General features: G+C 27.3%; 24 protein-coding genes. 3 read left to right on the top strand and 21 right to left on the bottom strand.

Going from position 1 to position 21,313, the window contains the following annotated elements:
• Positions 1-105 precede the first annotated feature (105 nt).
• Positions 106-876, bottom strand: coding sequence for an ATP-dependent Clp protease proteolytic subunit (locus Q0G30_RS00675; RefSeq protein ID WP_294385180.1), 771 nt, complete (start codon positions 874-876; stop codon positions 106-108).
• Positions 877-928: 52 nt separating this feature from the next.
• Positions 929-1,603 carry a hypothetical protein gene (locus Q0G30_RS00670; RefSeq protein ID WP_294385178.1) on the bottom strand — a complete coding sequence of 225 codons (675 nt, stop codon included), beginning with the start codon at positions 1,601-1,603 and terminating at the stop codon, positions 929-931.
• Between the two features lie 497 nt (positions 1,604-2,100).
• On the opposite strand from Q0G30_RS00670, the gene Q0G30_RS00665 reads away from it, so the two are divergent.
• Positions 2,101-2,490 carry a PadR family transcriptional regulator gene (locus Q0G30_RS00665; protein ID WP_294385176.1) on the top strand — a complete coding sequence of 130 codons (390 nt, stop codon included), beginning with the start codon at positions 2,101-2,103 and terminating at the stop codon, positions 2,488-2,490.
• Positions 2,491-2,504: 14 nt separating this feature from the next.
• On the opposite strand, the gene Q0G30_RS00660 is transcribed toward Q0G30_RS00665, so the two are convergent.
• Complete coding sequence (locus Q0G30_RS00660) at positions 2,505-3,125, bottom strand: hypothetical protein (RefSeq protein ID WP_294385173.1); 621 nt, start codon at positions 3,123-3,125, stop codon at positions 2,505-2,507.
• A gap of 145 nt (positions 3,126-3,270) precedes the next feature.
• On the opposite strand from Q0G30_RS00660, the gene Q0G30_RS00655 reads away from it, so the two are divergent.
• A complete protein-coding gene (locus Q0G30_RS00655; RefSeq protein ID WP_294385169.1) occupies positions 3,271-3,702 on the top strand; it encodes a hypothetical protein in 432 nt (143 codons plus the stop codon).
• Positions 3,703-3,721: 19 nt separating this feature from the next.
• On the opposite strand, the gene Q0G30_RS00650 is transcribed toward Q0G30_RS00655, so the two are convergent.
• The gene (locus Q0G30_RS00650) at positions 3,722-4,738 is read right to left on the bottom strand and encodes a hypothetical protein (RefSeq protein WP_294385168.1); all 1,017 of its coding nucleotides are present in this window, start codon (positions 4,736-4,738) and stop codon (positions 3,722-3,724) included.
• A gap of 301 nt (positions 4,739-5,039) precedes the next feature.
• Here Q0G30_RS00650 and Q0G30_RS00645 point away from each other — a divergent pair, with 301 nt between their 5' ends.
• Positions 5,040-5,840: a tyrosine-type recombinase/integrase gene (locus tag Q0G30_RS00645; RefSeq protein ID WP_294385165.1), complete on the top strand. Its 801-nt coding sequence runs from the start codon at positions 5,040-5,042 to the stop codon at positions 5,838-5,840.
• Positions 5,841-5,944: 104 nt separating this feature from the next.
• Here Q0G30_RS00645 and Q0G30_RS00640 read toward each other — a convergent pair whose 3' ends face one another.
• The 17 genes from Q0G30_RS00640 to cls all read right to left on the bottom strand — a co-directional run bounded on the left by Q0G30_RS00640 (position 5,945) and on the right by cls (position 21,283).
• Positions 5,945-6,193 (bottom strand): spore coat protein, encoded by a 249-nt coding sequence (locus tag Q0G30_RS00640; protein ID WP_195467576.1) that lies wholly within the window; start codon positions 6,191-6,193, stop codon positions 5,945-5,947.
• A gap of 12 nt (positions 6,194-6,205) precedes the next feature.
• The gene (locus Q0G30_RS00635; RefSeq protein ID WP_195467577.1) at positions 6,206-6,391 is read right to left on the bottom strand and encodes a hypothetical protein; all 186 of its coding nucleotides are present in this window, start codon (positions 6,389-6,391) and stop codon (positions 6,206-6,208) included.
• 38 nt (positions 6,392-6,429) lie between these two features.
• Positions 6,430-7,101, bottom strand: a complete 672-nt coding sequence (locus tag Q0G30_RS00630; protein ID WP_195467578.1) for a manganese catalase family protein — start codon at positions 7,099-7,101, stop codon at positions 6,430-6,432.
• A gap of 164 nt (positions 7,102-7,265) precedes the next feature.
• On the bottom strand, positions 7,266-8,195 hold the full coding sequence (locus Q0G30_RS14380; protein WP_366013232.1) for a molybdopterin cofactor-binding domain-containing protein: 930 nt from the start codon (positions 8,193-8,195) through the stop codon (positions 7,266-7,268).
• 12 nt (positions 8,196-8,207) lie between these two features.
• Positions 8,208-9,449: a molybdopterin cofactor-binding domain-containing protein gene (locus tag Q0G30_RS14375; RefSeq protein WP_366013230.1), complete on the bottom strand. Its 1,242-nt coding sequence runs from the start codon at positions 9,447-9,449 to the stop codon at positions 8,208-8,210.
• Positions 9,450-9,474: 25 nt separating this feature from the next.
• Positions 9,475-9,951, bottom strand: coding sequence for a (2Fe-2S)-binding protein (locus Q0G30_RS00620; protein WP_294385161.1), 477 nt, complete (start codon positions 9,949-9,951; stop codon positions 9,475-9,477).
• Positions 9,944-10,792 carry an FAD binding domain-containing protein gene (locus tag Q0G30_RS00615; RefSeq protein WP_294385159.1) on the bottom strand — a complete coding sequence of 283 codons (849 nt, stop codon included), beginning with the start codon at positions 10,790-10,792 and terminating at the stop codon, positions 9,944-9,946. The genes Q0G30_RS00620 and Q0G30_RS00615 overlap by 8 nt, the downstream gene beginning before the upstream one ends.
• Positions 10,793-10,843: 51 nt before the next feature.
• Positions 10,844-12,124: a guanine deaminase gene (guaD, locus tag Q0G30_RS00610; protein ID WP_294385157.1), complete on the bottom strand. Its 1,281-nt coding sequence runs from the start codon at positions 12,122-12,124 to the stop codon at positions 10,844-10,846.
• Positions 12,125-12,148: 24 nt separating this feature from the next.
• The gene (gene xdhC / locus Q0G30_RS00605) at positions 12,149-12,628 is read right to left on the bottom strand and encodes a xanthine dehydrogenase subunit XdhC (RefSeq protein WP_294385151.1); all 480 of its coding nucleotides are present in this window, start codon (positions 12,626-12,628) and stop codon (positions 12,149-12,151) included.
• An 11-nt stretch (positions 12,629-12,639) separates the two neighbouring features.
• Positions 12,640-13,503, bottom strand: coding sequence for a xanthine dehydrogenase subunit XdhB (gene xdhB / locus Q0G30_RS00600; protein WP_294385150.1), 864 nt, complete (start codon positions 13,501-13,503; stop codon positions 12,640-12,642).
• Between the two features lie 11 nt (positions 13,504-13,514).
• On the bottom strand, positions 13,515-15,806 hold the full coding sequence (gene xdhA, locus Q0G30_RS00595) for a xanthine dehydrogenase molybdenum-binding subunit XdhA (RefSeq protein ID WP_294385148.1): 2,292 nt from the start codon (positions 15,804-15,806) through the stop codon (positions 13,515-13,517).
• A 121-nt stretch (positions 15,807-15,927) separates the two neighbouring features.
• Positions 15,928-16,428: a hypothetical protein gene (locus Q0G30_RS00590; protein ID WP_294385147.1), complete on the bottom strand. Its 501-nt coding sequence runs from the start codon at positions 16,426-16,428 to the stop codon at positions 15,928-15,930.
• 153 nt (positions 16,429-16,581) lie between these two features.
• On the bottom strand, positions 16,582-17,412 hold the full coding sequence (locus tag Q0G30_RS00585; protein ID WP_294385144.1) for a deoxyribonuclease IV: 831 nt from the start codon (positions 17,410-17,412) through the stop codon (positions 16,582-16,584).
• 165 nt (positions 17,413-17,577) lie between these two features.
• Positions 17,578-17,850, bottom strand: coding sequence for a hypothetical protein (locus tag Q0G30_RS00580; RefSeq protein ID WP_294385141.1), 273 nt, complete (start codon positions 17,848-17,850; stop codon positions 17,578-17,580).
• A 6-nt stretch (positions 17,851-17,856) separates the two neighbouring features.
• Positions 17,857-18,009 (bottom strand): hypothetical protein, encoded by a 153-nt coding sequence (locus Q0G30_RS00575; RefSeq protein WP_294385138.1) that lies wholly within the window; start codon positions 18,007-18,009, stop codon positions 17,857-17,859.
• 210 nt (positions 18,010-18,219) lie between these two features.
• Positions 18,220-19,605 carry a peptidoglycan binding domain-containing protein gene (locus tag Q0G30_RS00570; protein WP_294385135.1) on the bottom strand — a complete coding sequence of 462 codons (1,386 nt, stop codon included), beginning with the start codon at positions 19,603-19,605 and terminating at the stop codon, positions 18,220-18,222.
• Positions 19,606-19,738: 133 nt separating this feature from the next.
• Positions 19,739-21,283 carry a cardiolipin synthase gene (cls, locus tag Q0G30_RS00565; protein WP_294385133.1) on the bottom strand — a complete coding sequence of 515 codons (1,545 nt, stop codon included), beginning with the start codon at positions 21,281-21,283 and terminating at the stop codon, positions 19,739-19,741.
• Positions 21,284-21,313: the final 30 nt, after the last annotated feature.

The following is a 21,313-nucleotide window of genomic DNA, read 5'->3' as shown; positions in this document are numbered from 1 at the left end:
ACATCATTTTTAGCAAATTTTATTATATTATAGCTTATAAATATTTTAAACATATTTCAAATAAAAAAGAAACTCCTTTACAGGAATTTCTTTTTTTATTTGAATTTATTTATTTTTTTCCTCATTAATTTTTATAAGTTCATCTAATTTATTCAAAGCATCCTTTATTCCACCTACATTATCTATAAGTCCACATTCTACTGCTTGTTCTCCAATTAAAATAGTACCCATATCATTTAATAATTCATCTGATTTTAACATCATCCTTTCTAGTTCATCCTTATCTATTTTAGATGTTCTAACAATAAAATTATTTATACGTTCTTGCATCTTCTTAAAATAATGGAATGTTTGTGCTACACCAATCACAAATCCATTCATTCTAACAGGATGAACTATCATAGTTGCTGATGGAGTAATGAATGAATAATTTGCAGAAGTAGCTAAAGGAACTCCTATAGAATGTCCACCACCAATTACAATAGAAACTGTTGGCTTTGATAAAGAACATATCATCTCTGCGATTGCTAATCCCGCTTCAACGTCTCCTCCTACCGTATTCAATACAATTAATATTCCTTTTACTTTATCATTTTGTTCCATAGAAATTAATTGTGGTATTATATGTTCATATTTTGTAGATTTTGTTTGTGGTGGTAAAACTACATGACCTTCAATTTGACCAATTATGGGTAAAATTTGAATGCTTTGATCTGGTCCAGTCATGTTAGTAGTTCCAAGCTCCTTTATTTCAGAAACCTTTGCTTGTTCTTTTTTAAAATTTTCATCTACATCATTTTTTCTTTTTTCATCTTCATTAACATTTCCACATTTTAACTCTTGGTTGATATATTTTTCATAGTTTTCTTTTTTCATAATTATTTATTACCTCCATATATAATCTTCTAAATAATAGCTTTTAAATATTTTAACCTCTAACATCTAAAACAACTGCATAAAGTATTTTTCCATTTTTATATGTCCCTTCAACTCCAACTACTATTTTTTTATCTAATTGTGGAACTTTTATAGTCCCCCTATTCATCTTTAATTCCTTAATTTCGTCATCCCAAATATACGCTCTAACTTTAATAGGTTTTTCACTAAACTCAAAATTTACTACCTCTCCAGCTCTAACTTTTAAAGATGGTTTTTTTAGAAGCTGATTGTAATCATCGAAATTAGTTTTATCAAGTTCACTTTCGGTATTATCATTTTCTATAACAAAATGATATGAACATAAATATTTAGTAGAATGCTTTCCTCTTAACCTAACTATTAATGAGGGTATATACTCATTTTCTTTATTCTTTTTTTCCTCACTTTTTTTCTTTTCATTATCATTTTTATCTGTATTTTCAGGTTCACCTAATTCTTCTCTCTTTTCCTGTTCCCTTTTTCTAATTTCCTCCAATCTTTGTTGATCTATTTGCCTCCTTTCTTCTTTCAATTCTTTTTTTAACTCTTCTAATGTTTTGTATGGCTGACTTTCTATTTCTTCATTTTGTTTCGTATTTTCTTTTGGTTCTGAATATGCCATATTGTAATTTAAAGATATTAACATACTTAATATTAAGTTAAATAAAAATATATTTTTTCGCATGTAACAACACCTCTAGAGTTTCTTTCTAAAATAGTTTCCCCATAAATCTATAAATAAATTTATACTTAATAAAAAAGTGCACCAAAAATTTGATACACTTTTTGGTACACTAAGCTATAAATTACCAGCAACCGCCACCGAAGAAGAATAATAATAAAATTATCCACCACCAGCCACCGCCGCAACCGCCGTAGCCGCCGTAGCCGCCAAAGCCGCCACAATTACCATAGCCGCCATAACCGCCATAACCACAATTATTACAACAATTATTGCAAGGGTTGTAACAAGTACAGCAACAATTGTTTCGGCAGCAATTGTTTCTTCTACAACAACACTTCTTTGACATGTTTCCCATCTCCTATCTTTGGTACTTTAATATATAATATTCAACTTTACTTTTTTCTGTTCACTAATCTAAATATATTCTTTATAATTAGACATCATCTATGTTTTTTGTTATTATAATCATATATGGTAATCTAAGGAGTGATAAATATATGAATACCAATAGAAATAGGCTTATAGCCCCTCGAAATGTAGTAAATACAAAAATGTTATATTCATTTTATATATTAAAAGAATTATCAAAAGGAGAAGTTATATTTGGAAACAAAGTATTAGAAGCATTTAGAGATGTATTTCAAAATTCCAACTTACCCTTCCCTGTATCTTCAAGTACAATTTACGAAACTTTATATGATCTTGAAAGCAAAGGTTATGTAATAAGCAAATGGACAGGCGATGATTTTTTAAATAAGCGAAGCAAAAAAATCTATTCTATTACTGACGAAGGTGTCTATTATTATAAGCATCACATAGCAGATTATATAGATAATTTAAAAAAGACTAAAAACACATTAGATTTAATGATTGAAATGTTAACATAAAAAGATGATGAATATTATCCATCATCTTTTTTATAATCTTCTATATTACAAATTTCATCTAAAGACTTAAGGACTTTTCTATATCCTTCTTTCATTAAAGAATCACTATATAACTCTTTATAACTAATATCATCAATATTTTTAGATAAAATTTTAAGATAATTATCTCCATAAATTTTTTCTAATACATTTTTATAAGAATTCCTAATAATAATATTATCTAAGGATCCACCTTTCCAATAAAATTCAACCATTTTAGAGCATTCCTCTAAAACGCCATACAATTGATATATATAGCTCAATTCTTTTAAAGAATACTCACTTCCTAAAGAAGCAATTACCTTATGATAATCTTTATATAGGGGTATAGAGCTATAAAACTGATACTTTTCCTCATTCTGCAAATATCTTATACTTTGATAAATTGCATTACAAAAATCTAGTCTAATAATATTTGCATTATTATATTTTTCTTGACATTTACACTGCTGTTGATAACTTAAATTTTCTTTTTGGATCCTTTTTTGTTCATGCAAGGAAAATTTACTTATGAACCAACTACAAATAGCTCCAATTACTGAACCTAATATTAATCCTCCAGCCGATATTAAAGCAGTAACTAGTGCAATAGGCAAAAAAATCCCTCCTTATTAATATTAATAATATTATTATTAATCATTACCACATAAAATATTATTTTTATAATTTTAATATTTTATGTCTATTTTTTAAATCCTGCATAATATATTTATTAATAACAAATTTGAAGGAGGTAATATATTGTCATTTGCAATAAATAATTATATTAAATCATCATATATAAAAAAAATTTCTTTAGAAAAATGTATCAAAAACAATAATAAATTAATCCTTTACTTTTCGCCTATAGATTACGAATATTTAAACCCTTTAATGGTAATTATTAAAAACACCAAAAATAGGGAAGAATTTATTTGTCCATTTACAAAAGAACTTCCTAATACACTTACTCTTGATTTAACTTCTCTTTGTTCTTATTTTACAGATTACGAAGGATCTATTTTCATAAATACCCAAAATAATATAAACGATACAATATTAATTCCTATATTACCTAAAAAAAGTATAATAACTTTTGAAAATAGCTTAAATAATACACAATTTAAATGGTTTATAAGAATTTTAGATAATGGAGAGTTACGACTTTCTAGCATAGTTAATAAAAGACACTAGGGATATTCCCTAGTATCTTTTATTCCCCTGTTTTCATATGCTGATTCAAATTTAACTTTAGTTCATATAATTCATCTTTTAGTTTACTAATGATACTATTTGCTTCCTTTAAATCTCTAGCACTTGTTTCTTCAACCATTCTTAAAGCTTTATTTTTTTCGTTATTAATCATTGTTATTTCATTAGACTTTTCAAGCAAAATCTCTTGTATTTTATTATTTAATTCAGAACTATACTCTTTATATTCATTTTTTTCCTTCCTTAACTCTGAAATTTCTGAGATATATCTTTCATTCTCATTTTTTAAATACTCAAATCTCTGCACATCTATTTTAGCCTCAGTTAACTTTACTTCTAATATTCTTATTTTTTCCCTTAAGTCACTATTTTCCTCTTTGATACTTCTATCTTCCTTAGATATATCAGAAAGCGAAGCTATATGTAGCTGTAAATTTTCAATAACTTTTGACTTTTCATTTAATTCTTTTTCAACAGTAGTTAACGCTAGGTTAACTCTAGTAAAGCTTTCTTTTGTTTCATCCAACTCTTTGATTTTATCTCTAACTTCAATCTCATTTTCTTTTATTTTTCTATTTAAGGAGCTATTTTCATCTTGTAACAAAGCTATAACTCTATCCTTTTTCTTTATTTCTCCCTTCATTCTTTCATTATATTTGTCTTCAATATATGTAGCCATTTCTAATGAGTTAACAAAACAACCTTTTATAGAGTCCATAAGAAAATTAAATCTTTCAATTTCACCTTTTCTATCTGAAAATTTATCATTACTTTCAATTTTAAAAACTTCATATTGATTTAACAAAGCTACTACCATACTTTCTGCATCATCGAAGCTTGATTGAAGTAAATTTAATCTTTCCTTTGTAGATTTTTTTAGTTTTAATCCTTTAGTTTCTATCTTATCTTTATCTTCTTGCGGTAATTCAAAAGAATTTAATTCATTTTCTAATCCCTTTTCTCTATCATTTTCTATAATTATTTCTTGATTTTCATTCTTTTTATCATTAATTTTCATCTTCTTAAAACCTCTTTCATTTTCTACTCAGTTAACTAAAGTTAACTATGTTAACTGTGGTTAACTTAACAATATAATTATATCATATAAATACTTGAATTTCTATAAAATTTAGGAATATTATTCTCTATAAAAACTGCGCACATTCCCGAATGTGCGCAGTTTTTTATAAAACCCTTGATTTTAAGCCGTTTTACTGATATTATAAATATATAAAAATACAAAATACGCAGTTTTAAAATATAAAATGCGCAGTTTTATTTTGGCTAAAAATCGATTTGTACACGAAAGGAAATTTCAAATGAATTTAAATGATGAAATGCTAGATATGATGAAATTCTATGAATTTTATAAGCAAATGAAAGCATATGAAAAAAATAATGAGTTTACTGAAAAAACTCAAGAAAATCTCATCAAAACAGAGGGAGCAAATAATATTTCTAAAAAAATAGCTCAAAAAACAGAGGGAGCAATTTTAAATGATAAAAATATAAAAGAAGAGGGTAAAAAAAAGAATTATAAAGCCACAAGACCATTAGAGGTGGAAGAGTATGAAACTATAATTAAACTATGTAAGGAAGGTTTTACTTATTTAGATAAAAACACAGGGAGAGAAAAAAAGTTTAGACCAAATCCATCTTTAGCTTTTGCATTAGCACTTCAAGCAACATTGGGATTTAGAGCTTCAGATATAGTTAATTTGAAGGTTTCAGATTTTAACAGAAGCAAATTTGCAATTAAGGAGATAAAAACAGGTAAATGGCAAAATAGAGATTTAAATGATGCAATGTATAATAAATTATTAGAATATGCAGTTAATAATAATTTGGATAAAGATGATTTTATTTATCCTAATAAAGTAAGAAATATGCAACAGCAATTAAAAATAATTACCGACTATTTAGGTTATAAAAATATTGGTACTCATTCATTTAGAAAACTTTTTGCTCATACACTATATGAAGAATCGGGACATGATATAGAATTAGTTAGACATGTATTAAATCACTCTGATATAAAAACAACTATGAGATATTTAGGGGTAAGTATGAAGAAGTTAAAAGAAATGAGCAATAAAATAGATTTCTCTTATGCACTATAAAACAGATGGAGCATTCTAAAATTTTTATCTCATACAAAAATACCGTATTATTCAAATATGAATATACGGTATTTTTAATATATTAATATAATTAAATAAAACTATTATCCTTGTGAAAGTTGTTGTTTAACTGTAGCAATTTCAGTAGGTGTTGCTTGTTGAGCAGGTATATAATATCCCTTTTCTTTAGCTATTTTAAAAAGAGCATATTGACGAATCTCATCTTGATCCCTCATAAGCTGAATTGTAGAACGTAATTCTTCATTTTCACATTGAGAGATTATAGTACCATACCCTGATAAACTCGCATTTAAACCAGCTAGATAATCACTTATCATTTCTTTTTCTTGCATACTATTATCCTCCTATTCTAAAAAGAACATTAATTTTTCCTTATTAATTTTTGCATCTTGTGCATCTTTAGCCAACATATTTTTTAAGGTTGGATCAGTGCATTGTTTAGAATAAAACTCTAACTTTTTTTCAATAGTACAATGAGCTCCAATTAAATGACGTAAATTTTGTAATTCAACTTGATTTAAATTTGCCATTATTTATTCCTCCAATATAACAATTTCAATAATTAATATTATCTTCTAGGATTTTCAAATGAAGGTGGTGTTGGATTAGGAGCTTCATGCTTAGGCCCTGGTGTTGATAAATCAAAGTATAATTTAGAATCTTCAGTAACTCCAAAATCTTTATTTGAACCACTCTTTTGCACTTTATTTAAAGCTTCTCTAAATAATGCATTATGTGCCTCTTCTCTATTAAGTAAAAAATCTATAGTTGCTCTAACTTCTTTATCTTCTATTTGTCTATAAAGGTATTCATAAACAACTTTTGCTCTTTGTTCAGATGCTATATTTGATAATAAATCTGCAACTAAATCGCCAGTAACAGTTACATAATCAGCAGTCCAAGGAGCTCCTGATGAATTTATAAGTACTGGTGATAATCCACATTGTACATGAGTTTGAATTTCACCATTGCAAACTTCATCATTATTAACATCATGACCATTTAATAAATTAATAGTTTGTGCAACCATTTCCATATGGCTTAATTCTTCAGCTCCGATATCTAAAAATAAATCCTTAATTTCAGGATCCTTTATTCTAAAACTTTGAGAAATATATTGCATTGCTGCTTTAAGCTCACCATTTCCACCACCTAATTGTTCTTGCATTAATACTGCATATTGCGGATTAGGTCTTTCAACCTTTACTTCATGCAATAGTTGCTTTTTATGTTCAAACATTATTTTACCTCCAATCAATTTAATAATTTTATTATTTGAATTTTTAATTGTTAATATTCAAATATTAAATTATTAAAATTTAAAGGAACATATTTTATTTTTTAACCTATATAAAATGGACTATATCTAAATTTATAAGATATAATCCATTTATAAATAAAATATTATTTTCTTTTTAATGATGCTAACACTTTTTCGCAAGTTACTGGTAGTTCATAAAATCTAACTCCAATAGCATCATAAATTGCATTTAAAATAGCTGGAGCTGTTGGCAGCATTACTGGTTCACCTAATCCTTTTGCTCCAAAAGGGCCAGTAGATTCATTTTCCTCAACAAAATATGTTTTTATATTAGGCATATCCATAGAAGTAGGGATAATATAATTAGAAAAATTAGTGTTTTTAATTTTCCCCTTATTTAAATTAACTTCTTCCATAAGTGCATATCCCACTCCCATTAAACATCCCCCTTCTACTTGACCTTCTGCTAAAGTAGGATTAATAATTTTTCCTGCATCATTAACAGATACAATTTCTAATATATCTATCTTACCAGTTTCAGTATCTACTATAACAGTAGCTCTTTGAACTCCAAATGTATATGGCCAATAAGGGTTTCCTTGCCCATCTTTTTCATTAATTTTTGATGTATTTGCTTTAAAATAACCATCTTCACATGTTGAAATATTATTTTTATTCATATCATGAAGTATCTTTTTAATCTCATCTGATGAAGATAGTTTTTTTGTTTTATCAATAACAGTATTAATATTATCTCTCAATTTATCACAAGCATTTAAAACAGCATTACCAGTATTATAAGTCTGTCTACTAGCAGCAGCAGTTCCTGAATCCTTCATGTTATTAGTATTTGTATTAACTACATTAACTAACTTTTCATCTATATTCAAAGTTTTAGTAGCAATTTGCCACATTACACTTTTTCCACCTGAACCTACATCTGATACCTCAACATAAATATTAATGGTTCCATTATTCTCTATTTTAGCCGTTGCTCTTGATTCATCAGGAAATCCATTGCCATAACCAGTTCCGTAAAAAGTTGAGGCATATCCAACACCTTTCTTTCTCATATTAACAACTCCTTACAAATCAATTCCATCAATAGAAGCTAATTTTTCTATGCACTTTTTAACTCCAACACTTTCTTCTAACTTTTGTCCTGTTGCAGTATAACTTCCAGATGTAAAAGTATTAATATTTCTAAATTTAAGAGGATGAATATTAAGCTTTTCTGCTAAAATATCCATTTGAGACTCATAAGCTATTGGTACTTGTGCTGCTCCAAAGCCTCTCATTGCTCCACAAAATGGATTATTAGTGTAAATAGCATATGCTTTTATATCTACATTAGGTATTTCATAAGGACCTGTAGCATGTACTGCAGCCTTTCTTATAACATTAATTCCCCAAGATGCATAAGCACCAGTATCAGCATATATTCTAGCCTTTAATGCAGAAAGCTTTCGATCACTGTTAACAGCTGTTTTATAATACATTTTCATTGGATGCCTTTTACTGTGAGATATAGTAGATTCTTCTCTTGAATAAATTATCTTAACAGGCTTTTTTGTTAAATAAGATGCAATAGCTGCATGGCATTGAGGATTTATATCTTCTCTTCCACCAAACGCCCCTCCAATAGACATATTAATAACATTAACTTGCTCTTCCTTTAAATTAAGACATCTAGCAACTTCTTCCCGATCATAATGTGGATATTGTGTTGCAACATATAAATCTAATTCATTATTAATTTTATAATCTGCAATAGCTACTTCTGGTTGCATAAAAGCATGATCAGTCATTTGCGTATAATAATTGTTAACTGTAATAAACTTAGAATTTCTAAAAGCCTCTTCAACATTTCCTTTTTTAATTTCTATATGATATAAAATATTATTTTTATCACCCAATATAGGTGCATCACTTTTCAATGCATCTTCTATTGTAAATATCCCCTTGTACTCTTCATACTCTATATTGACTTTTTCTAAAGCATTTTCTAAGCTTGCTTTATCTTTTGCTATAACTAATACTATACAGTCCCCAATTCTTTTTATAATATCTTTAACTAAAATAGGAATATCTTTAAAAACTACACCATGAGTAATTTCACCTGGTATATCTTTATAATCTATAACATCAATTACACCATCTAGCTTTTTAACTTCATCTATATTTACAGACTTAACTTTTCCATAAGCAATAGAACTTCTCTTAACACCTGCATAAAGCATATTTTCAAATTCTAAATCATCTGGAAAAATTGCTTTTCCTAATACTTTTTCATATGCATCTGGTCTTATTACACCTTCACCAACCAATTTTTCACCTCCAAAAGTATTAGAGCTATTTGTTATTTAATTTGTCTTTTGCTAAATTTACAGCTTGTATTATTTTTTTATATCCTGTGCATCTACAAAGATTTCCAGATAAAGCTTCTTTAATTTCCTCTTCATTTGCATTTGGTTTTTCATCTAAAAGTGCCTTTGCACTTAATATCATACCAGGAGTACAATAACCACATTGAACAGCTCCAACTTCCATAAAAGCTTCTTGTATAGGATTTAATTTATCATTATCTGTAATACCTTCAATTGTTATTACATTTTTTCCATGAGCAGAAGAGGCTAACATTAAACAAGAATTTACCGTTTTTCCATTAATAATAACTGTACATGCACCACATTCTCCCTCACCACAGCCCTCTTTAGTTCCTTTAAGCTTTAAATCCTCTCTTATAAAATCAATTAATCTTGTTGTTGAATCAATATCCTTAGTATAATTTATTCCATTTACATTAATAGAAACCTTAATATTAAACACCTTCAATCTTTAATGCATTATATAAAGCCTGCTTATATACACCTTTAACAGCTTCTTTTTTAAACTCTACAGTACTTCTTCCCTTTATGCTATTATATACTGAATTTTCTAAAATACTTAAAATTTCATTTTCAAATAAAGCTTTCTTTTTTTCATTTATTATAACTCTTTTAACATCTGTAACTTCAAATGGTACTTTACCTGCTGCACCAATAACTATAATTATATCTTTTACTATATCTTCTTTTAAAGTTAATCTTACAGCTACACTTATTCTAGCTATAGATAAAGAATTTCTCTTTCCAAGCTTATAATAACCACTTATATCTTTATTTTTAGGAATAATGAATTTCGTTATTATTTCCTTTTTCTTTAGATGTTCAATATTGTAGTTTTTAAAATAATCTCTTAAACTAACTTCTCTAATACCATCAATAGATTCTAAAATTATTTTACTATCTAAAGACATTAAACAAGGTATAGAGTCTGCTGCTGAAGCACTATTTGCTACATTCCCACCTATAGTAGCAACATTTCTTATCTGTGGAGAGCCCATAGTTTTACTACATTCATATAAAGAGTTACATCTCTTTTTTATTATTTCACTTTCTTTAAGTTCCCTAAAGGTTACCCTAGCTCCAATAGATATACTATCATCATTTTCTTCTATATTTTTTAATTCTTCTATATTACCTATATCTAATAAACTATCTAGTATATATTTATTTTTTCTAATATTAATTATTAAATCCGTACCACCAGCTAATACTTTTATATTTTCTTCACTATTTAATATTTTCTTTGCTTCATCTAAAGTTTTTGGTTTAAATATATCAATCAAAAACTCACCACACTTTACTTTAATAAGAATTTAATTTCAAATTATATAATTCTATAAAATAGGTTTATTTATAAGCTTTCCAGAAACATATCTTTCAATTATATTATTGCAATTACCTATATATAAGAACTTTTGTAATCTTTCTTCTATTGAAAGATTATTTCCAATCAGTAAATTACTATCATCTATAACTAAAGCATCAAATTCATAATCTTCTTCAAAACTACCAACTTTACCAAAGAATTTTCCTCCCCCTTTAGTTGCCAGATAAAATAGTTCTGCTGTTGTTAATTTTTCTTCAACCTTACTACTATTAATCCATCTTAGATTTGATACTTGCGCTGAAGAGGTTATAACTTCTGGCATTGATAACGTATGTCCACCTGATATATCTGAAGCTAATCCAACATTAACTTTTCTCTCAATTAATCTTCTAACTGGAGCTATCCCACTAGATAAATTTAAATTGGATGTTGGGCAATGGGCTACAAATACCTTTTTGTCTCTTAATAAATCTATTTCTGTTTCATTCACTAATACACAGTGAGCCATTATACTCTTATTTTCCCTTAATAAATTTGCTTTATCATATACTTCAGCATAGTTTCTACATTCAGGATGAAGTTTTTTTACTAATTCTATCTCACCTAAATTTTCACAAAGATGAGATTGTACTGGTATATCATATTTATCTGCTATCTCACCTAAATTTTTTAATAATTCAAAACTACATGTTGGAACAAAGCGTGGAGTTATTATTGGCCTTACCAATTTATACTTATCTTTATACTCCATTACTAATTCTATAGTTTCTAAAATTGATTTATTAGTATCTTCTATTAATTCATCTGGTGATTCTCTATCCATGTTAACTTTTCCAATATATGCACCTAATCCAGATTTATTAAATAAATCTAAAAGTAACCTTGTGCTTTCCTTATGAATTGTATTAAATATACAACATCTAGTAGTACCAACACTCCATATTTTTTTTATTAGCTTCTTATATACATTTTCAGCATATTGTAAATCATTATATTTTGCTTCTTCAGGAAATGTATATTTGTTTAACCAAGGCATTAATTCTCTATCCACCCCTAATCCCATATTAGGAAATTGAGGAGCGTGCAAATGTAAATCAATAAATCCAGGAATAATTAATTTATCTTTATGATTTTTTATATTAATACCTTTATAATTTACTGGTAATTTATCAAAAACCCCTTTAACCCTCTCATCTTCTACTAGAAGTATTCCATTATTTAAAACTTCATATTTTCCAAACTCTTTTGTATATATTATATTTCCTTTTATTCCATAAATGTTTTTCACTTTAGTTCTCCCCTTAATCATTATTTAGTCAGTTTTTTGCAAAGATCTTTTAGTTGCTTTAAATATTTTTTGGTATCCTGTACATCTACATAAATGTCCTGATAACTCTCTTTTTATCTCTTCATCTGTATAATCTTTTCCGCTATTAACTAATGATGTTGTTGTTAATACAAGTCCTGGAGTGCAAAATCCACATTGAATAGCACCTTCATCTATATATGCTTGCTGAACCTTGCTTAACTTTCCATTTTTAGCTACACCTTCAATAGTTAATATTTTTTTCTTATCAGCCCATATAGCAAGATAAATACATGAATCTACTGGTATTCCATCTATAAGAACAGTACAAGCTCCACATTCACCTACAGAACAGCCTCTTTTTACACCGGTTAAAAAAAGTCTATTTCTCAATACATCTAAAAGAGATTCTCTAATATCAACTTCTAAATTATATTCAGTATCATTTACTATAATATTAATTTTTTTCAACATAGAATCATCCATATTACTTTACCTCACTTTTTTATTAATTCATTGCTTAATATTCTTTTAATTAAAGTACTTATTAGATGTAATCTATAATCTCTAGAACCTCTCCATGAATTTCTAGGATTAGAATCTACTTTTGCTAATTCAGCAATTTTATTAATAACTTCATTGGTTACACCATTACCTATAGCAAAGTTTTCAGCAGTTCTACATCTTATAGGTTTTGGAGCTGCTACACCTAGAGAAACACGTAAATCCTTAAAAATATTATCTTCTACCTCATATACAAGAGCTACTCCCAACATTGATATATCAAGTGCTTTTCTATTAGCAAACTTAATATATTTACCTTTCTTATTTTTATAATCCTTTTCCTTTATTAAAATTTCAGTTAATATTTCATTTCTTTCCATTTTAATCTTACCTGGTCCATCATAAAACTCTGTAATTTTAACTATACGCTCATTATTTAAACTCCTAATTTTAAGTTCTGCATTAAGAGAAAATAAAGCTGGTGCACTATCTGCTGAAACTGCTCCGTTACATATATTTCCACCTACAGTTGCCATATTTCTTATTTGAGGACCTCCCATTGATACAGCAGCTTCGCTTAATATAGGAACATTATCATTAATTATTTCACTTCTAAAAATATCCGAAAATGTTGATGTTGCTCCTATTGAAATTGTATTATCTTCTAAAATCTTAATGGTTCTTAATGGTTCTAAATTGTTTATGCTTAAAAGTTCTGCATCGTTAATTTTGCCATGATGTAATTTTATTAGTACATCAGTGCCTCCACTTATTATCTTTAAATTAGTATTACTACTTAATATTTCTAATGCTTCATCTATAGATTTTGGCTCCTCTATTTTCTTTATATCAAACATATAGCGCCCCCTTAAATCAATCCAACTTCTTTGAATTTTTCAAAAACACTTTGGGGACTCATAGGTATTTTATTAAATGCTACCCCAGTTGCATCTAATACCGCATTTCTTATTGCTGGAGCAGGAGAAATAGTAGGATTTTCACCTAAAGATTTCTGTCCAAAACTACCTGCTGGATCTGATTCTTCTACAAAATCTACACCAATAGTAGGAGTATCTAATATTGTTTGAAGTTTATAATCTAATAAGTTATTATTTAATGGCTTACCTGATTTTTTATCAAACAACAATTGTTCTGATAATGCATATCCAAGCCCCATACTTACTCCACCTTGGACTTGTCCTTCTGCAAGCTTATGATTTAATATTTTTCCTGAATCATGTATATTATATATTTCTAAAACTTCAATTTTTCCTGTTTCAATATCAACTTCAACCTCTGCAAAAGTTACACCATATGCTACTGCATTAATTCTTACATTTTCAGATGTATCACTTGTTATTGGTTGCGCATTTATTCTATCGTAATAAGAATATAATGCTATATCCCCTAATGAACATAGTACATCGCCTATTTTTTTCTCAATTATATTTCCATCTTCAATATCTAATTCCTCAATATTTAAGCCATATTTTTTACTGGCAATAGAAAGAACTTTATATTTTACTTCTTGTGCTGCTTTTTTTACTGCTGCACCTGTAACAAAACTCTGCCTTGAAGCATATGCACCTGTATCAAATGGAGTAATATCAGTATCTTGAGTTGTAATAATATGAACATCCTCCATATTTATTCCTAAAACCTCAGCTACCATTTGACAAAATACAGTATCACTACCTTGTCCTATTTCTGTTGCTCCAACTTGTAATTGAACAGATCCATCTTGATTCATTACAATTCTTGCACCTGCTAATTCTAAAGATACAGGATGAGTACCTGAAAAATAACTAAAACAAGCTAATCCTAGTCCCCTTTTTTTGTTTGATACCTGTTTTTTATATTCTTTCTTTTTTTCATCCCATCTTATTAATTCTTTTCCCTTTTCAATACATTTATCTAATTCAAAGGATCTTACCTTAATTTCATTTAAAGGATCAATATGACCAAGTGATATAAAATTATCTTTTCTAAATTTTATTGGATCTATATTTAACTTTGTTGCTATATCATCAATATGGGATTCTAAGGCAAAACAAACTTGTGGTATTCCATAACCTCTCATAGCACCTGCAGTTGGTAAATTTGTATACACAGTTTTTGGTTCTACTCTTATAGATTTAAAATCATATAAAGGTCTAAATTTACTTGCTGCACTCATTGCAATTGAATGCCCATGAGAAGCATAAGCACCGTTATTAACGATATTCTTCATATAAATCCCTAATAATTTGCCTTCTTTTGAAACTGCACTTTTAATATTAAACTTCATAGCATGTCTAGTTCTTGTATCAATAAATACTTCTTCTCTACTTAAGGAAAATCTAACAGGCCTTCCATTTACCGCTAAAGTCATAGCTGCAGTTAGCGGTTCTATTATTACATCCTGTTTATTTCCAAAGCCACCACCAACATATGGTTTAATAACTCTAATACGCCCCCACGGTATATTTAATGCCTGGCCAACTATTCTCCTAACTATATGCGGTATTTGAGTTGATGTTACTATAACTATTCTATTATCACTATCAACATAAGCATATGCTGTTTGATTTTCTAGCTGACAGTGTTGGACTATACTAGTTTCATATTCACCTTCAAATATAAAATCTGAATTTTTAAATTCATTTTCAATATTGCCTATATCTATAACAGAAGAGGCAAGTATGTTATTTTTTCTATCTTCATGAATTTTAGGTGCATCATCTTTAGCTGCTTCTTGGGAATCAAATACAGCAGGTAAAACTTCATAATCAACTTTTATTAACTTCAATGCTTTTTTAGCTATTATTTCATCTTTAGCCACTACTGCTGCAATTGGATCTCCTACTAATCTAGCTTTATCTGCCAATATTAATCTATCCTCTACGTCTCTATGAGTAGGGTCTAATGAATAGGGATGTCCTGCCGTTGCAAATTTTATTTGTGGTAAATCCTTAGATGTAATTATTGCATATACCCCTTCTAACTTTGATGCCTCTTCTATATCTATATTTTTAATATAAGCATGAGCATAAGGACTTCTAAGTACTTTTCCTACAAGCATATCTCTTTCTATAAAATCATCTGTATATTTAGCTTTACCAGTTACTTTTGCAACAGCATCAACCCTATTAATATCACTACCTAAAATTTTATAAGGCATTAACTCACCCCTCACTATTTATTTTTCATCCTCATAACCCTTGTAACTTATACCAATATATGTTACTTTAATTATAATATAATTAAGTTAATTATTAAATCATTTATAACTTTTTCCCAATTTATATTAAAGGTCTTCTTATAAAAAGTCCTTCAGATTTAAACATATCCATAACAAATCTTAAATCTATACAACCAAAATCCATAATTTTAATGCACCATGAATTTATCTCTACTCCTATTTTTAGCTCATTAAATATAATATCCATCCTCTTCTCAGGAACAGATAAATTATAAATTACATCATCTATAAATCTATTTAAATCGTTATTATATGGTTCAAAAGATAAACTATCACCCTCTTCATGTACTAATTTAAAAATGTGACTATCATAAAGATATAACTTACTCATTGATAAAATAAATTTATTTAAAATATTATAACTATTATTTTTTAAGATAATATTTTCAAAATCACTATATTTTCCTATATTTGATACCTTTCTAGGAAGTATATCAATTACATAAATATCTCTATATTCCTTTTGCTTATAGTTATCATTTATTAATTTTTGAAATAATACCTCAATTGCTTTACTTTCCTTACCGTTATTTTCATTCATAAAAAATCACCTCTAAATTTTTAACTTTTATTATATTTATATTATTATTTTAGTCTTTTTTATAAGTTTATATTATAATTAATTATTTTTTTACAAAAAAAATGAAAGTATTTCCCTAGCTTGGTAGCTATAAGAATACTTTCACTTACATTATTATTTATACTGTTCTTTTAATAACTCTATTTCATTTTTATATCCCTCTAATTCATTAGGCGTTTCCAAGAAAAATGGTAAATGTCTAAGCTTTGGATGATTTATTATTCTGCTTATTCCCTCAAGCCCTAAACTTCCTTCACCTATCTTCTCATGTCTATCTTTATGACTCTTAAAAGGATTTTTACTATCATTTAAATGAATAGCTTTTAATCTATTCAATCCTATTATTTTATCAAATTCTTCTAGAACATTATCTAAATCATTAACTATATCATATCCAGCATCATAAACATGGCATGTATCTAAACATACACCTAAATGGTCTTTTAACTCAACTCTATTTATAATTTCTGCAATTTCTTCAAATGTTCTACCTATTTCAGTTCCCTTTCCAGCCATTGTTTCAAGTAAAACAGTAGTTGTTTGCTCAGGCTTTAATACTGTATTTAACATTTCTACAATATAGTCTATTCCTACATCAACCCCTTGTTTAACATGGCTTCCTGGATGAAAATTATATAAGTTATTAGGTAAATACTCCATTCTAACTAAATCATCAGCCATCATTTCAGTAGCAAATTTTCTTGTATTTTCATCTGCTGAACATCCATTTAAAGTATATGGAGCATGTGCTAATATCTTAGCAAAATTATTTTTTTTCATTATTTCTAAAAGCTCATTAATATCTTTTTCATCTATATCTTTAGCTTTTCCACCTCTAGGATTTCGAGTAAAAAATTGAAAAGTATTAGCTCCAATAGATAAAGCTTCCTTCCCCATATTTTTGAATCCTTTTGTAGTAGATAGGTGACATCCTATGTTTAACATGTGTAGCCCTCCAATATTATATATTTATACTAAGTAAAATTCTAAATCACTAATTTAGTAAATTAAGCTTAAACCTACAAACAAATATATGTAGTGTGTTTTATTACTTTTAATATACTACAATATTACAACACTATCAATAGATAATAATTATTATTAGATAATTCATTCTTTATTTATTTCTTGATTCAATATCTTGACTATAAATTCTTCTATTGAATCATATCCATAATCACAGGCTAAATTTCTCAACATATACTTTTCATCTTCATCTATTTCTAATAATATCTCTGTTTTGTATTGATCATCTATTTTTTCTTTTATTCTTTTTTCAATTTTATTTTTCTCTTTAATATCAGAATAAAATCCATAAACTATAATAAGAATATAAAAAATAATAAATAACTTATGTAATATACTGCCACTTACAAAGTCCATATTCCCTTATTCCTCATAGTTTTCAATCCAGGGATCATATATACATATTTGCTTTATATATTCAGTTATGCTTTTATTATTTATTATAGCTTTATCTCTAATCTTTCTTTCATCATTTCTTGATAATTTTAAAATTATGGTCTCTGTTCTATTTACCATAAATTTTCACCCCTTTAATTGAGATTTTAATTTTATAATTTAAACTTAATATATTTTATTATGTATACTAATAAATTATTACTAAAATAATAAGAAGGATTATATTAAAACAAATCAAAATATAATCCTTCTTATTTTCTCTATTTGATCTTATCTTTTCTGTGCACTATGAAAGTTACTATATTATCTATCATATTTATATTTTTATTTCTATTTCTCCTTGTAACAAACAATAGGAGTTCCTGGTTCTATATTTTCATATATTTTTTTAGCCAAATACTCAGGTGCATTTACACATCCATGGCTCCCATCAGACTTGTAAATAGAACCTCCAAAAGCTCCTCTCCAACTTGCATCATGTATACCAATATTACAATTGAACGGCATCCAATACTTAACATCAGAACTATATCCTTGACCCTTTAATGTTGCATTTTTTTGCTTATAGTTTAATACATAAGTGCCCTGTGGAGTTGCATTTCCCCGACTTACATTCCCAGTTACAATATCTCCTTGTACAATTAACTCTCCATTTTTATAAAACCATAAACATTGATTAGTTAAATTTATTTCTACATAAGTATTTCCAATATCATTTTCTCTAGTTCCCCATGCTTCTTGTATATATAAAGGCTTCCTTTTTACGGTTTCACCATTTTTTACATTATTGATTAATTCATCAAACTCTTTGGTTTTATCAATCTTCCATCCATAATTCCCCCCCACTACTTCAACTGTTCTTCCTGTTGTAGTTTTAAAAGTACGAGTTTTTCCATAAGTGTCATATTTAACGCTTAGATCATTTAAATATTCTTTAATTTTCTTTTCGTTAAGTACAACATCCATAGATTGATCTACTTCTAACCACTCGTTAATAATACCTCCATCTAAAATTTCTATTTCGTCATCAAAATTATAATATACTGTAGTTGCTACAAATGTATTTAATTGTTTTTGAGCTTCTATAACTTTTTCACTGGTTGATGTAAAGTCTGGATATTCATAAGCATTTATATCCTCTAAATCAATAGCTTTTCTTCCTATTAATACAGAATTCAATATATAAGCATATAAATAATCTTTATTAACTTTATTTCCATATACTTCTTCAATTATCTCATATTCAGTACCATTATAATGGAAACAAGCATCTAAAGGCTCAATAATATTCTCCTTATCAAAACATGATAACTCATTAAATTCCTCATCAAGTAAAGCTTTTTCATAAGAATAAATATTATTTATATTATAATCCTCTTTAGTAAATAAAAACTTAGGCCATAAAAAGCCATTTTGTTTTTTCTTTAACTCACCAATTTTATCCGTTCCATTATATTTAAAATTAATTTTATCACCTTTAATATACTCTATTATATCTTTTCTCTCCCTAATTTCTAAAACATAATTATATGATTCATTTAATAATTTATTATCAGCTTCTTCTACTGTTTTAAATGATACATTTACACCATTTATATATGTTCCTATTAGAAAGTGATTATTAAAATATATAGAAATTAAAAAATATATTATTAATAAAGTAAAAATAGTAGTAATTGTTATAAATGTTATACTATTTTTATTATTATTAATCAAAGTAATCATTCCCCCTTATGATATTTATAAAAATGCTTGTACATTCTATTATTATGTAATTATTTTATCTTTTAAGACAAATAAAAAAATAATAATGAAAGAGTTGTATTCTTTCATTATTATTTTTTATTTGCTACATTAATGGTGCAATTAATTTTAAAATTCCTCCACCAATTTTATAAAAAATATTTAATTTCTTATAATCCTCCATAGTTACCAACTTACATTTTAATAATGTATTTTGAAAATCATTTTCTACAGACTTTATAGTATTACTTTTATAAAAGAAGGTTGCACATTCAAAGTGAAGATATAAGCTTCTAAAATCTAAATTTATGGTTCCTACTACAGCTTTTTCATCATCACTTGAAAATACCTTAGCATGTACAAAACCTGGAGTGTACTCATATAGCTTAACACCAGCTTGTATAAGTTCAGGATAATATGTTCTTGCTAACATAAATGCGCTTTTTTTATCAGGAATACCTGGTAATATTAATTTTACATCAACATCTCTTTTCGCTGCATATGTTAAAGCCGTCATCATTTCATTATCAATAATTAAATATGGCGTCATAATATGAACATATTTTTTAGCTGTAGCTAATATATCTAAATATACATTTTCCCCAACACTTTCATTATCTAAAGGGCTATCACCATAAGGCATTACATATCCAATAGTATTCTGTTCTTCTTTTTCTATAGATATATATTTTTCAAAATCATCATGATTCTTTTCATTAATATTCCACATTTGTAAAAACATCAAAGTGAAACTTTTTACTGCATCTCCAGTTAACATTATTGCAGTATCTTTCCAGTGCCCATACTTTTCAATACGGTTTATATATTCATCTCCTAAGTTTATTCCCCCATTAAAGGCTACTGTTCCATCAATAACAAGTATTTTTCTATGGTCTCTATTATTCTGAGCTGTTGAAAGAACTGGTCTAAGTGGAGAAAAGATTTTACACTTTATCCCTAACTTTTCTAGTGTCTTAGGATAATCATATGGTAATAATGATAATGAGCACATACCATCATACATAAATCTAACTTCAACACCTTCTTTCACCTTTTCTTCTAGCAGTTCTAAAATAGAATTCCACATATAACTTTCTTCAACAATAAAATATTCCATAAAAATAAATTTTTGAGCTTTTTTTATTTGTCGTTTCATTTCCTTAAACTTCTCTTCACCTAAAGAAAAGTATTCTATATTTGTATTTTTATAAATAGGATATCCACCTGTATTAATCATATATTTAGCTAAATTAGCTACTTGCATGTCCATCTTTTCTAGTTCATCAATAACTTTCTTATCTTGTGATAGATATTGTTGGGTTTCTCCTATAATTTTTAGTAATTTATAGTTAATAAGTTTACTTTCAACTTGAAACTTTACAAACAAATAAAATAACGCCCCAAAAACAGGTGACACAACAAAAGGTACTATCCATGCTAATTTAAAGGATGGATTTTCATTTTTATTTAAAATATAAATAACTAAAATTACTGTAAGTGTAGTAAATCCACCATATATATATGGGAAGTATTCACTTAACCACCTAAATGTAAACCCTAATATAGCAATCTGTATTATTAATAAAGCTATTATCATTAAACTTCTTCCATAAATAACAACATTAAAAGGTTTCTTTCTAACTACCTTCATAAAACTCTCCTTACATATATTTAAAAATAA

Origin of the sequence: uncultured Clostridium sp. (assembly GCF_934754925.1) — a bacterium.
Lineage (GTDB): Bacteria > Bacillota > Clostridia > Clostridiales > Clostridiaceae > Clostridium.
The sequence above is the reverse complement of the archived record's forward strand: the minus strand, read 5'-3'. Positions and strand labels throughout refer to the sequence as shown.